Source organism: Streptomyces griseoflavus (assembly GCF_014649995.1).
GTDB classification, from domain to species: domain Bacteria; phylum Actinomycetota; class Actinomycetes; order Streptomycetales; family Streptomycetaceae; genus Streptomyces; species Streptomyces griseoflavus.
Window position 1 is genome coordinate 1,822 of sequence record NZ_BMUC01000025.1, and the last position, 12,036, is coordinate 13,857.

13 protein-coding genes and 1 pseudogene are annotated in these 12,036 nt (G+C 73.8%); 5 read left to right on the forward strand and 9 right to left on the reverse strand.

Going from position 1 to position 12,036, the window contains the following annotated elements:
• Positions 1-488, forward strand: a pseudogene (locus IE172_RS35005) (3-hydroxyacyl-CoA dehydrogenase); the annotation flags it as partial.
• 83 nt (positions 489-571) lie between these two features.
• Positions 572-2,395, forward strand: a complete 1,824-nt coding sequence (locus IE172_RS32705) for an AMP-dependent synthetase/ligase (protein WP_190100988.1) — start codon at positions 572-574, stop codon at positions 2,393-2,395.
• 70 nt (positions 2,396-2,465) lie between these two features.
• Here IE172_RS32705 and IE172_RS32710 read toward each other — a convergent pair whose 3' ends face one another.
• Positions 2,466-3,605, reverse strand: coding sequence for an acyl-CoA dehydrogenase family protein (locus IE172_RS32710; protein WP_190100989.1), 1,140 nt, complete (start codon positions 3,603-3,605; stop codon positions 2,466-2,468).
• Between the two features lie 87 nt (positions 3,606-3,692).
• On the opposite strand from IE172_RS32710, the gene IE172_RS32715 reads away from it, so the two are divergent.
• Positions 3,693-4,319 carry a TetR/AcrR family transcriptional regulator gene (locus IE172_RS32715; RefSeq protein ID WP_190100990.1) on the forward strand — a complete coding sequence of 209 codons (627 nt, stop codon included), beginning with the start codon at positions 3,693-3,695 and terminating at the stop codon, positions 4,317-4,319.
• 50 nt (positions 4,320-4,369) lie between these two features.
• On the opposite strand, the gene IE172_RS32720 is transcribed toward IE172_RS32715, so the two are convergent.
• Positions 4,370-5,866: an aldehyde dehydrogenase family protein gene (locus IE172_RS32720; RefSeq protein ID WP_190100991.1), complete on the reverse strand. Its 1,497-nt coding sequence runs from the start codon at positions 5,864-5,866 to the stop codon at positions 4,370-4,372.
• Positions 5,863-6,756 carry an oxygenase MpaB family protein gene (locus IE172_RS32725; protein ID WP_190100992.1) on the reverse strand — a complete coding sequence of 298 codons (894 nt, stop codon included), beginning with the start codon at positions 6,754-6,756 and terminating at the stop codon, positions 5,863-5,865. Before IE172_RS32725 ends, IE172_RS32720 begins: the two co-directional genes overlap by 4 nt.
• 211 nt (positions 6,757-6,967) lie before the next feature.
• Between IE172_RS32725 and IE172_RS32730 the strand changes: the two genes are divergently transcribed.
• Positions 6,968-7,849 (forward strand): oxygenase MpaB family protein, encoded by an 882-nt coding sequence (locus IE172_RS32730; RefSeq protein WP_190100993.1) that lies wholly within the window; start codon positions 6,968-6,970, stop codon positions 7,847-7,849.
• A 28-nt stretch (positions 7,850-7,877) separates the two neighbouring features.
• On the opposite strand, the gene IE172_RS32735 is transcribed toward IE172_RS32730, so the two are convergent.
• From IE172_RS32735 to IE172_RS32750, 5 genes are all read right to left on the reverse strand, one after another.
• Entirely contained in the window at positions 7,878-8,756 is an 879-nt protein-coding gene (locus tag IE172_RS32735; protein WP_190100994.1) for a pyridoxamine 5'-phosphate oxidase family protein, read from the reverse strand.
• 22 nt (positions 8,757-8,778) lie between these two features.
• Positions 8,779-8,913, reverse strand: a complete 135-nt coding sequence (locus tag IE172_RS35200; protein WP_268253497.1) for a hypothetical protein — start codon at positions 8,911-8,913, stop codon at positions 8,779-8,781.
• A complete protein-coding gene (locus IE172_RS32740; RefSeq protein WP_190100995.1) occupies positions 8,910-9,194 on the reverse strand; it encodes a DUF1876 domain-containing protein in 285 nt (94 codons plus the stop codon). Before IE172_RS32740 ends, IE172_RS35200 begins: the two co-directional genes overlap by 4 nt.
• 341 nt (positions 9,195-9,535) lie before the next feature.
• Entirely contained in the window at positions 9,536-9,790 is a 255-nt protein-coding gene (locus IE172_RS32745) for a LapA family protein (protein ID WP_229886686.1), read from the reverse strand.
• A 114-nt stretch (positions 9,791-9,904) separates the two neighbouring features.
• Positions 9,905-10,192, reverse strand: a complete 288-nt coding sequence (locus IE172_RS32750; protein WP_190100996.1) for a metal-sensitive transcriptional regulator — start codon at positions 10,190-10,192, stop codon at positions 9,905-9,907.
• An 87-nt stretch (positions 10,193-10,279) separates the two neighbouring features.
• On the opposite strand from IE172_RS32750, the gene IE172_RS32755 reads away from it, so the two are divergent.
• Positions 10,280-10,867 carry a rhodanese-like domain-containing protein gene (locus tag IE172_RS32755; protein ID WP_190101042.1) on the forward strand — a complete coding sequence of 196 codons (588 nt, stop codon included), beginning with the start codon at positions 10,280-10,282 and terminating at the stop codon, positions 10,865-10,867.
• Positions 10,868-10,945: 78 nt separating this feature from the next.
• Here IE172_RS32755 and IE172_RS32760 read toward each other — a convergent pair whose 3' ends face one another.
• Positions 10,946-11,632 (reverse strand): DUF4389 domain-containing protein, encoded by a 687-nt coding sequence (locus tag IE172_RS32760; RefSeq protein WP_190100997.1) that lies wholly within the window; start codon positions 11,630-11,632, stop codon positions 10,946-10,948.
• Positions 11,633-12,036 lie beyond the last annotated feature (404 nt).

Genomic DNA, 12,036 nt, shown 5'->3' on the forward strand with positions numbered 1-12,036 from the left:
AGGCCGTCGAGGAGGCCGGCGGCACCTGGACCGCCCACCCCGCCGAGGCCGTCATCGACCGGATGATCGACGAATTCGGCCGCCCCGGCCGCAGCGGCGGCGCCGGCTTCTACGAGTACGACGCGGACGGCCGCCGCATCCGCCTCTGGCCCGGACTGCGCGAGCACTTCACCGACCCGGGGCTGCGCGGATGCGACCTGACGGAACTCAGGGAACGGATGCTGTTCGTCGAAGCCCTCGACTCCGTGCGCTGCCTGGAGGAGGGCGTCCTGGTCTCCGTGGCGGACGCCAACATCGGCTCGATCCTCGGCATCGGCTTCCCGGCCTGGACCGGCGGCGTCCTGCAGTACATCAACGGCTACGAGGACGGCCTGCCCGGTTTCGTCGCCCGCGCGCGTGAACTCGCCACCCGGCACGGCGACCGCTTCACCCCGCCCCCGCTGCTGCTCCGCAAGGCCGAGCGCGGCGAGACCTTCACCGACGACTGACACACCCGCGCCCGCGCACGCCCCACGCCCCCACGCACTCGCCCCGCCACCCCCCGCTTCGCCCAGCCCGCCAGGAGGCCGTCATGACACCAGCCCCGCGCACCGACGGGGAACCAGCGACACCGCCCACGCTGCCGCTGCTCGTGGAACACAACGCCCGCACCCACCCGGACCTGCCCGCCCTGTCCTGGCGCACACCGGACGGCACGGGATGGACCACGCTCGACTGGGCGGGGGTCGAGGAGCACACCACCCTGCTCGCCGCCGGATACGCGGCCCTGGGCGTCGGCCGCGGCGACCACGTGCTGCTGATGATGGCCAACCGCTCCGAGCACTGGCTGTCCGACCTCGCCCTGGTCCGCCTCGGCGCCGTGCCCGTCAGCGTCTACGGCACCTCGGCACCCGAGCAGATCCGCCACATCGCCCGCAACTGCCGTGCCGCCCTGGCCGTCGTGGAGGGCGCCGCACAGGCCGGGGTGTGGGCGCCGCTGCTGGACGACACGGCCACCCCGCTGGCCCGGCTCGTCGTCGTGAAACCCGGTGAGGAAGGACCCCACCTGCCCTACGCGGCCCTGACCCGCGCACCCGTCCCGGAGTCGTTCGAGAAGTCCCTGGACACGGCCGGCCCCGACGACCCGCTGACCGTCGTCTACACCTCGGGCACCACCGGCGAACCCAAAGGGGTGGTCCTCACCCACCGGCAGGTGCTCGCCAACGCCGTCGCGCTGGACGCGGCGGTGGAACTGCCGCCGCACGTCGAGCACATCTGCTACCTGCCGTTCGCCCACATCGCCGAGCGCATGCTGGGCATCTACCTGCCCTGTCACCGTGCCTCGCACGTCTACCTGTGCGCCGACCCCACCGCCGTCGCCCAGGCGGTGCGCGAGGTGCGGCCCCGGCAGTTCTTCGGCGTGCCGAGGATCTGGGAGAAACTGGCCGTCGCCGTACGGGCCGGCCTGGACCTGCTGCCCGAGGAGCGGCGGCGGGGCGTGGACGAGGCCATGGAGGTGGCCCGCGAGCACGTCGGCTACCGGGAGCGGGGGGAGACCCCGCCGGCCGAACTGGAGGCGTCCTACGCCCAGGTGCGGGAGAAGGTGCTCCAGCCGGTGCTGGCCGCCGGCGGCCTCGACCGGGTGACGTGGACCGCCAGCGCCTCCGCGCCCATGCCGCTCGACGTGGTGCGGTTCTGGTCCGGTCTCGGTGTCGTGATCATGGACGCGTGGGGTCTGACCGAGACGACCGGCGTGGCCACCACCAACAGCCCGCGCACCGGTTTCCGGCTCGGTTCGGTCGGCCGGCCCGTCTCCTCCGTCGAGGTCCGGATCGCCGAGGACGGCGAGATCCTGGTGCGGGGCGACTCCGTCTTCTCCGGATACCTCCAGCCGGACGGCTCCGTGCGGTCGGCGCTGGACGAGGACGGCTGGCTCGCCACGGGGGACATCGGCCGGATCGACGACGACGGCTATGTGTGGCTCACCGACCGCAAGAAGGAGATGATCATCACCTCGACCGGGAAGAACGTCTCCCCGGCGCTGGTCGAGAACACCCTCAAGGAACACCCCCTGATCGGGCAGGCGCTGGTGCACGGCGACAACCGGTCCTACCTGGTCGCCCTGCTGGTGCTCGACCCGGAGGCCGCGCCCGCCTGGGCGGCCGCCCGGGGCGTCGACGCCGGGAACGGGGACCTGGCCGCCCTGGCCGCCCACCCCGCCGTGCGCGAGGAGGTCGACCGCGCGGTCGCCGCGGCCAACACCCGGCTCAACCGGACCGAACAGGTCAAGCGCTACCGGCTGCTGGCCCGCGAGTGGGGGCCGGCGACGGGGGAACTCACCCCCTCCCTGAAGATGCGCCGCCGCGTCATCCGCGACCGGCACGCGACCGAACTGGCGGACCTGTACGCCGACTAGGAGGACGCGCCCCTCGCGCCGACGGCCGGCCCGCGCGTTCCGCGGGCCGGCCGTCGCCGTCGTCCCCCCTCTACAGTCCGTAGCTCCGGCCGATGATGTCGCGCTGGATCTCGCTGGTCCCGCCGTAGACGGTGGAGACCACCGCGGCCCGCAGGTGCCGCTCCATCCCGTACTCGGTGGCGTAGCCGTAACCACCCATCATCTGCATGCACTCCAGGGCGACGCGCTTGGCCGTCTCGGTGGCCTTGAGCTTGGCCATCGACGCCTCCCGGGGGAACAGGCGGTCCGGTTCGGCGTCGCAGTCCGCCGCCACCTCGCGCACCAGCAGCCGGGTGCACTCGATCTCCGTCGCGAGGTCGGCGACCCGGTGCCGCAGCGCCTGGAAGCTTCCCACGGGCCGCCCGAACTGCTCCCGTTCGCCGATGTAGGCGACCGCGTCGTCGAACGCCCTGCGCGCCAGGCCCAGCATGTTGGCGGCCAGGAACAGCCGCTCGTGGTTCAACCCGGCCATCAACTGCCGCCATCCCGCGTCCACTTCACCCACCACCGCGTCGGCGGGCAGCCGGACGCCGGTGAAGAACACGTCGTTGACCTCCCTGCCGCCCATGGTCTCGATGCCGCGGACCTCCACCCCGGCGGTGTCCGCCGGCACGTGGAACATGGTCAGACCCTTGTGCTTGTCGGCGCCCGTACGGGCCACCAGCAGGATGCTGTCGGCGATGTGGGCGTTGGAGATCCAGGTCTTCTGGCCGTCGACCAGCCAGCCGCCGTCCGGCAGCCGCTCGGCGCGGCAGCGCAACGCGCCCACGTCGGATCCGGCGCCGGGTTCCGACATGGCGATGGCGAGCACGCTGCCGCGCGCCACACCGCCGAGCACCTCCCGCCGCTGCCGTTCGGAACCGAACCCCTCGTACGCCTTGGCGGTGATGACCGTGGTGACGAAGCCGCCCGCGGGGACCATCCCGTAGGAGGTCTCCTCCAGGAACACGCACGCGTCGCCCAGGCCGCCGCCCGCGCCGCCGTACTCCTCCGGCAGGCACACCCCGAGCCAGCCGAGTTCGGCGAGCATGCCGTAGACCTTCGGGTTGTGCGGCTCCCGGCCGTCCTGGGTCAGCGCGGCGCGCTGCTCCCGGGTCCCGCACTCACGCCGGGCGAAGTCCCGGACGGCGGCGGCGAAGTCCGACTGTTCCGCGGTGAGACGACTTCCCATGGTGCCTCCGAACACGAGGGGATACATGTGTATGGATAATGTTTCACTGTTTCTCGCTGGAGGTGGGCCGGTACCGTGAAAGACACCATGAAGACTTCTGGAGACGAATCCCCGCTCGCCCGTGCCCTCGCCCGGCCGGAGACGGAGGAACGGCTGGCGCGGCAGATTCTCGACGCCGCCCTGGAGCAGTTCACGATCTTCGGCCTGCGCCGCTCGTCGGTGGACGACGTCGCCAGACGGGCCGGGGTGTCGCGGGTGACGGTGTACCGGCGCTTCCAGAACAAGGACGGACTGGTCGAGGCGTGTCTGCTGCGCGAGGTCAGCCGCTTCTTCCGTGAACTGGACGACGCGGTCGCCCCGTTGCCCGCCATGCGGGACAGGGTTGTCGAGGGCTTCGTGGTCGCCCTGCGCCACACCAGGGCCCATCCCCTCTTCGGGGGCCTGCTGCGGCTGGAGCCCGAGGTGGTCCTGCCGTACCTGACGGTCGGCGGCGGCCCCGCCCTCACCGTCACCACCGACTATCTGACGTCCCACCTGCGGCGGGCCCAGCACAGCGAGGGCCGCCCGGACGCCGACCCGCGGCCGGTGGCGGAACTGATGGTGCGGGTCGCCGTCTCCTTCCTCCTCAACCCGGCCGGCTGCATCGAGCTGGACGACGAGGAGCAGTCCCGGGCCTTCGCCCGTCGCTACCTCGCCCCGCTGCTCGACGCCTGACCGGTGCCCGCGGGCCCGCACCGTGTCGCGCGGACCCGCCCGGCGGGTCCTCAGCGCCGGGTGTGCAGCCATCGCATGAGCGCCACCGCGCGGGCCTTCGCCGCGGGCGGGGTGGTGAACGACGTCAGGTCGACCGGTGGAGCGAACCGCCGGACCGTGACCGACTGGGGCGCGGTGAACGCCCGCAGCCCCTCCGCACCGTGGACACGGCCGAACCCGGAATCGCCCGATCCGCCGAACGGCAGGGCCGGTACGGCGGCGAAGCCCAGCACCGCGTTGACCGACACCGCGCCCGCCCGCAGCCGGGCCGCGATCGCCGCGCCGGTGCGGCGGCTGCCGCAGAACACCGCCGCGCCCAGCGCGTAACGGGAGGCGTTGGCGCGGCGCACCGCCTCGTCGACGTCCGCCACGGCGTTGATCGCCACGGTCGGACCGAAGGTCTCCTCGGTCATCGCGGGGGAGTCCTCCGGTACGTCGACCAGGACCACCGGCGCGACGAACGGCCCGTCCGGCGTCTCCACCGGGCCCAGTGGCGCCCCGGCTCCGGCCGCCACGGCGGCATCGACGTGCCGGCGCACCACCTCGTCCTGACCCGGCATCGTCATCGGGCCGTACGCCGCGTCCGGACCGCTCCCCGGCCGCAGCGCACGGGCCCGCTCCACCACCCGGCCGACCAGTTCCGCGTGCACCGTACGGACCGCGTAGACCCGCTCCACACCCGCGCACGTCTGGCCCGCGTTGCCCAGGGCGCCCCACACGATCGCGTCGGCGGCGGCGTCCAGGTCCGCGTCCGCGGTGACGAGGACGGCGTCCTTGCCACCGCACTCGGCGAGGAACGGGGTGAGCGAGCGGGCGCACTCCTCCATCACCTTGCGCGCGGTCCCCGGCGAACCGGTGAAGGCGAGCTTGTCGACCCCGGACGCGGCCAGCGCGGCGCCCGTCTCCGCCGCACCGGTGACCACGGTGAACAGGCCCGCGAAGTCGGGCACCGCCCGGTCGAAGAGGGCGGCGAGCAGCACCCCGGTGCCCGGGGCGTACTCGGACGGCTTGAACACCACCGCGTTGCCGGCCGCCAGGGCGTATCCGATGGAGCCCATCGGCGTGTAGACCGGGTAGTTCCACGGGCCGATCACCCCGACCACGCCGAGCGGCCGGTGGACCACCGACGCCGCCTGGTTCGCCGCGGGCAGCCCGGTGCGCACCCGTCGCCGGCGCAGGACCCGCCCGGCGTTGCGCGCCGCCCACGCCAAGTGCTCCAGGGTCAGCAGCAGTTCCAGCTCGGCGTCCCGCAGGGGCTTGCCGGTCTCCGCCGAGACGGACCGGGCCACCTCGTCGAGCTCCTCCGCCAACGTCCGCTTCCAGGCGAGCAGATGGGCGCGCCGGCGAGCGGCCGGAAGCGCCGCCCAGCGCGCCCCGGCCGCTCGTCCCCGGTCGACCGCCGCCGCGACGTCCCGCGGTCCGTGCACCGGATGGGCGGCGATCGTGGCTCCGGTGGCCGGTTCCCGGGTCGTGAACGTCGCCGTCGGCGAGTGGGTGGTGTCGGTCATCGTTTCTCCAGCGGTGAGGTCTCGTCGGCGAGCGGTTCGGCCGGCCTGCCGTGCGCCCAGTGCGGGCCCAGGTCGTCCAAGGTCCAGCCGAACGGATAGCTGCGGGGCCGGTGCCGGTACCCCCACCACGCGGGCCGGGCCGGCATGAGGCGCACCAGGGCGGCCCGGGCGCGCAGCACACGGTGGGCGGCGGCGCGCAGCGGACGGGGCTGCGGGTCGAACCCGAGGGCCGCGAGCAGCGGTTCGTCGAGCACGGCCAGCGTGAACCGCACGGCGAGCGGACGCAGCGGCCGCGGATACCAGGCGGCCATGACCCGCAACGTGGCCGCCGCCACCCGGCGGTTGGCGGGATCGTGGGCGTACATCTCCTTCTCGTAGGAGTCCAGGAGCCGTTCGAAGCCGGCGTAGTCGGCCGGCATGCCGGTGATGCCCATCATCGTGCCCATCCGCCGCCCCACCAGGGCGAGGCTCTCGGTCTCCTGCCAGGACAGGGGGCGCCAGCCGTAGCGGTCGATCCACCGCTTCGGCCCGACCACCGTGGTGGCCAGCACGTACAGGTAGTCCTCGTTCGGTATGCGGTAGCGGCCGTGGATCCGGTTGAGGTGCCGGGCGGTGGCCCGCCCGCGCGGCGAGTCCATGCCGTCGCGGATCATCTCGTGGGCGAACAGGATGGTGTCGTCGTACCGCTTCTGCCCGGCGCGCTCGAACTCCTGGGTGCGGTCGAGCAGCCGGGAGATGCGGGGGACGCCGAAGTCGCGCAGGAACGCGGCGGAGACGCCCTGGAGGTAGTCCCAGGGGAACTCGTACCGGGTGAGCAGCGCGAAGATCTCCTCGTGATCCTGTTGCGGGTCCATGGTCCGGATCCGGCGGAGCCGGGTGTAGCGGCCCATCGGTAGTGCCTCCTCATCGGTACGGGGGTGCGCCGGCGGAGGTCCTGGCGGCGGACGGCGGGGCCGGCTTGGCGTCGCCGCCCCGGCCGACGGACGATGGGAGGGGAGGCACGCCGTTCCCCGCTGTCGTCGAGAGTCGAAGATACAAAAACTATTGACTTGTTTCACGGAGGCGTCAATAGTCCGGACACGACGGAGAAACGGAGGCCCCATGACCCGCACACCGCACCCCTCCGACGCTCCGGCACCCGGTCCGGACACCGACCGCGACGAACCCGTCCCGTTCGCGCCGGGCGCCATCCTCTGGGACATCGCCGGTGACGTCCGGCTGCTCCTCTCCCTGCCCACCGCGCTCGTCCTCCAGGTCGCCCACCCGGCGGTAGGAGCCGGCGTGGACGAGCACTCCGTCTTCCGCACCGACCCCTGGGGCCGGGCCGCGCGCTCGCTGGACTCACTCCAACTCTGGGTCTACGGAGGCGAACAGGCGCTGGAGGAGGGCCGCAGGCTCCGCAGACTGCACCGGACCATCAGCGGCACCGACACCCGGGGGCGCGCCTACCACGCGCTGACCCCCGCCTACTACGCCTGGGTGCACGCCACCGCCTACCCCGTCTTCCTGCGGGCGGCCCAGTACTTCTCCCGCCCGTTCGACGAGACCGGCGAACGCCGCCTCTACGGCGAACTCCTCGACCTCGGACGCATCCTCGGCATCAAGCGGCGCGACATGCCGGCGACCCCGGAGGAGTTCTGGCCGTACTTCGACACGATGATCCGGGACGAACTGGAACGGACGGCCGTCGTCGGTGAACTGCTCGACCCGCGCAGGCCCGTCCCGCCGCCGGCCGGCGCGGGGCCGCTGCTGCGCCGCGGCTGGCCGGTGATCCGCCCGCCGCTGGGCCGGCTGCACGTCTTCGTCACGACCGGACTGCTGCCACCCGCCGCCCGGGACCGCCTGGGCCTGACGTGGACGGCACGCGACGAACGCAGACTGCGCCGCTTCGGCGCCGTGGTCCGCACGGTGGTCCCGATGCTGCCCGAACGTCTGCGCTACCTCCCCAGGGCCCGCGCGGCCCGCCGCGCGGCCCGCGCGTGACCCCGGAGTCCGGGGCCGGGCCCCGCCATCACGGCCCGTCCGAGGTGATGCGCCGTCCGGTGAGACGGGTGGGCCGGATCGACACCCACATCTCGCGCTCGCCCCCGGCCCACGGTGTGCTGTGGGCGCTCTCGGACAGGTGCCGTGCCTCCTCGGGGCCGGTGACGGCCCGTGCGGGGCCGACCGCCAGAACGCTCCAGCCCTGGCTCATGGCCTCGTCGAGCCGGTCGACCTCGAAGGCGACCTCCGATCCCACGGCGGCCGCCGGCACGGAGCCGGGGGCGGTCCGGAAGACGATCGAGTCGTCCACGACCTCGTAGTTGACCGGTACCACCGCGGGTCCCTCGGCCGTGGTGACCGAGACACGTCCGACACCGTGGGTGGAGAGCAGGGTCCGGCATTCGTCGGGAGCGAGGTCGCTCAGCCGCGGGTGCAGCAGCGCCAGGCCCTGGCCGGGCGGCAGGTCGGCACCGCCGCCCCGCAGCGCCCGGACATTGGTGCGCAGCGCCGCGGCCAGCCTGATGAGCGTCGCCGTGCTGGGGTCTGCGGGGTGCTCCTCCAGGTAGGCGAGGTAGTCCGGGGCCATCCTGGCCCGCCGGGCCGTCTCCTCCCGGCTCAGACCCTGGCGTTCGCGTTCGGCGGCCAGGCGCCGGCCGATGTCACCGGGATCGGGCGGGCCGGCGGGCGGCGGCGGCGCGGCCGCGCCGGCTCCGGTTGGATGTCCGGGAGGCCTCACGCGGGCATCGGGCCCGGGGAAGACGAGCGTCACGTCGTCCGTGTCCGACCAGCGCACGTCGTAGGGGGGTGTGCCGTCGTCGTGGTGCAGTCCGACGATCTCGCCGTCGCGCCGCGTGGCTCCGGTGGTCGGACTCTCGATGACGAGGTGGTCGCCGAGGTGGGCTCGCATGGTCGCCGCCCCTCTCCTTCTCTCAGCCGGTGGTGTCGGTGCGGTGCGGCCGGGCCTGGCGGACCTCGGGTCCGAGCGCCGGGCGGACGGAGCCGGGTGTCCGGCGGGCCGCCCGGCCCCCGCTGTGGGCCCGGGCCGGGGCGCGGCGGGTGGTCACATCGGCCATCCGACGGCCGGACGTGGGCTCGGCCGCCTCGCGCCCATGCCGTCGACGTCGCGCTCGGCGAGGTCCACGAGTTGCCGGCCCAGGTCCTGCATGGCCCTGCCCGCGGCCAGCTCGTCGCCGATCTCCGGCACATCGGGGTCCGCCGGGTTCCGGCGCGCGGCCCCGCGGCCGGTCAGCACGGCGGTCCCGGTGTCGATCACCACGCGGGCCTTGGTGGTTCCCCCGTCCTCGAAGAGGTGGAGGCGAGTCTTCCATTCCAGTGTGTGCGCCATGGCTGTCCTCCTCGGCTCGGGCGGACGGGTACGGCTCCGCGCGCCCCGCGGCCGCCGTCCGCCGCTCCACGAGGCGGTGCCGGCCGCTCGAAGTGCCTCGCCCGGGGTGCGACGGGGCGCGGACTGCCCGCGCCGCCGACGGCAGCTCCGGCCCGGCCGGACCGGCGGCGGAGTTCTCCCGGGCGCCGACGGCCGTCCCTGACGCGCCGCCCTTCGTACTCACCATTCTGTGCGCGGAATCCGGGCACGGCGCGTCGGCCGGGAACCCGACGTCCCCGGGATCGCGTGACGTACCGCCCGGCCGGGGACCCGGGGAGGCCGGAGCTTCGCGCGGGAGGCCGCTACCGGCGGGCGCGCCGGTGGGCGAGGAGCAGGCCGATGGCCATGCCCACGAGGAGGGTGACCGTGAGGACGCTCCACAGCGGGAGCGTGACGGTCGGGATCCACAGCCTGATGGTCACCGAGTTCGTGTTCGCGGCGATGAACCAGATGGCCACGCCGGCGAGCAGCACGGAGCCGATGGTGCGCAGCCTGACGTCCCGCCCCTTGACCGTCACGGTCGGCGGACCGTACTCGCGTGCGGGTTTCCGTGCCATAAGAGTCATTATGGGACGTTTGTGTGATGCGTGCGACCCGCGAAACGGCCTCCCCCACGTGCCCAGCGGTGCGTGACGGCGCGCGCCGCACCGGCCCTCGCCGCCGGACGGGCCCTAGGCCAGGGACAGGAACAGCCTCTCCAGCCGGGCGCGCATCTGCTCGCTGTCCTCGCCGTTCGCGCGACCCGACTCGATGTCCAGCACGCACTTCTGCAGCCCGGTCGCGATGATCGCGAATCCCGCCCGGTCGAGGGCGCGCGAGGCGGCCGCGAGCTGGGTGATGACGTCCTCGCAGTCGCGCCCCTCCTCGATCATCCGGATCACTCCGGAGATCTGCCCCTGCGCCCGCCGCAACCGGTTCAGCACGGACTTCAGGTCGGCGCCCTCGAGCTCCAGATCCACGACCACTCCTCATGTCCTACAATACCCCTAGGGGTACTGTACGTCGCGATTCGGTACCCGTCGAACATGAAGGATCACACAGCCACCATGACCAGCCCGCTCGCCCCGATCGTCCTCGAAACCGGCCAGGCCGGAGCCAGGCTGCACGAGTTCACCGTCATCGACGTGCGCACGCCCGGCGAGTACGCCTCCGGACACCTGCCCGGCGCCGTGAACATCCCGCTGGACCACGTCCGCCGGGCGCTGCCGGAGCTCCGGCACGCCGCCGAGCGCGGTGACCTCCTCGTCGTGTGCGCGTCCGGCGCCCGCTCAGAGAAGGCCTGCTCGCTCCTCGCCGACGAGGGCGTCCCCGCCGCCACGCTCGCCGGCGGCACCAGCGCCTGGGCGTCCGAGGGCCGGGACCTGCAGCGTCCCGCGGCGCGCGACAGCCGGGCCGGCTGGAGCATGGAACGCCAGGTCCGCTTCACCGCCGGGACCGTGGTGCTGCTCGGCCTCGCGCTCGGTCTGCTCGTGCACCCGGCCTTCCAGCTGATCGCCGCGGGCATCGCCGCCGGCCTGGTCTTCTCCGCCGTCACCGACACCTGCGGCATGGCCGTGGTCCTCGGCAAGCTGCCCCACAACCGCCCCCGCCCGGCCACCCTCGACGCCGCCCTCGCCGCCCTGCGCGGCCGGTGAGCCGCACCGGGGGCCGGCCGCTGCCGCTGCCCGTGTCCGGCGGTACACCGGGGGAGAGGCACCGGGCGCCGGCGGTGGTCAGGGTGACGCCTCCGGTTCCCGCCCGCCCTGGTCGAGCCGGAAGGGCGGGTACACGTCGGTGAGCAGGGCCGCGTAGGCGGCCACCCGCAGCACCCAGCGGTTCAGTCCGATCACCAGGTCGAACAGGCCGCGGGGGTAGTTGCCGGTGAACGCCAGGGCGATCCCGGCGAACAGGGCCAGCAGACCGATGAGGCCGCCCCCGAACCAGGCGGCACGGGTTCCGCCGAGGAAGAACGCCAGGACCAGGTAGTGCGGGACGGCCAGGAGCCACCACTTCACCAGGACGAGACCCCGGGAGAGCTCACCGGGGTACGTCAACTCCCAGCGCGTCGGGTAGTCGGGCACGTCGGCGAGCGTGAACGGCGGATAGCGGTCGGTGCCCAGCGCACCGTACGCGTAGTAGGCCACACGCCAGTTCCACCGCAGCACACCGGCGCTGAAGTCGAGCAGGGGCCGCGGGTAGCGGCCGGTGAAGAGGATCGCGAAGAAGGCCACCACGCTCACCCCCGCGAACGCCACCCACAGGAAGAACAGGACGACGTAGTGGGGGAGGGCGAGCAGCCACTTGACCAGCCACAGCCAGCGGGACAGCGGTGCGTCGGGCACCGCCGTCAGCCGGGCGGGACACGGCCGCGGCGTCCGCGGGGGAGGCGGCACGGCGGAAGGCTTGCTGTCGGTGCTCATGGGGACCGGTCCCTTCGGGCTCCGGTGACGATCACGAGCGACTCCGCGGGTGGTCGTCGTGCGGTGGGTCGGCGCAACCGGGGCGGGGCCCGTGCCGGCCGGACGGCGACTCACCGGGGCGCGTCGGTCACGGTGGCCGAGCCGATGCCCTCCTCCCAGTATCCGCGACCCCGCTCCTGGCGGGCAGGGGCGGAGCGGGGCACGGCAGAGGGCCGGTGGGCCCTGTGACGAGCGCGCCCGCCCCCGCTACAGTGTTCCCGCGCCGGCCTCCGGACACCGTCCTCCCCCCGTGGGACGGTGCCGGGGGCCGGTCGTGTCCCGCCCCTCCGCGCGCCTCCCCCGGCCTTCGGCGCGCCCGCACCCGGCCCGTTCCGGGCGGCACCGGCGGCACCCCGGTGATTACA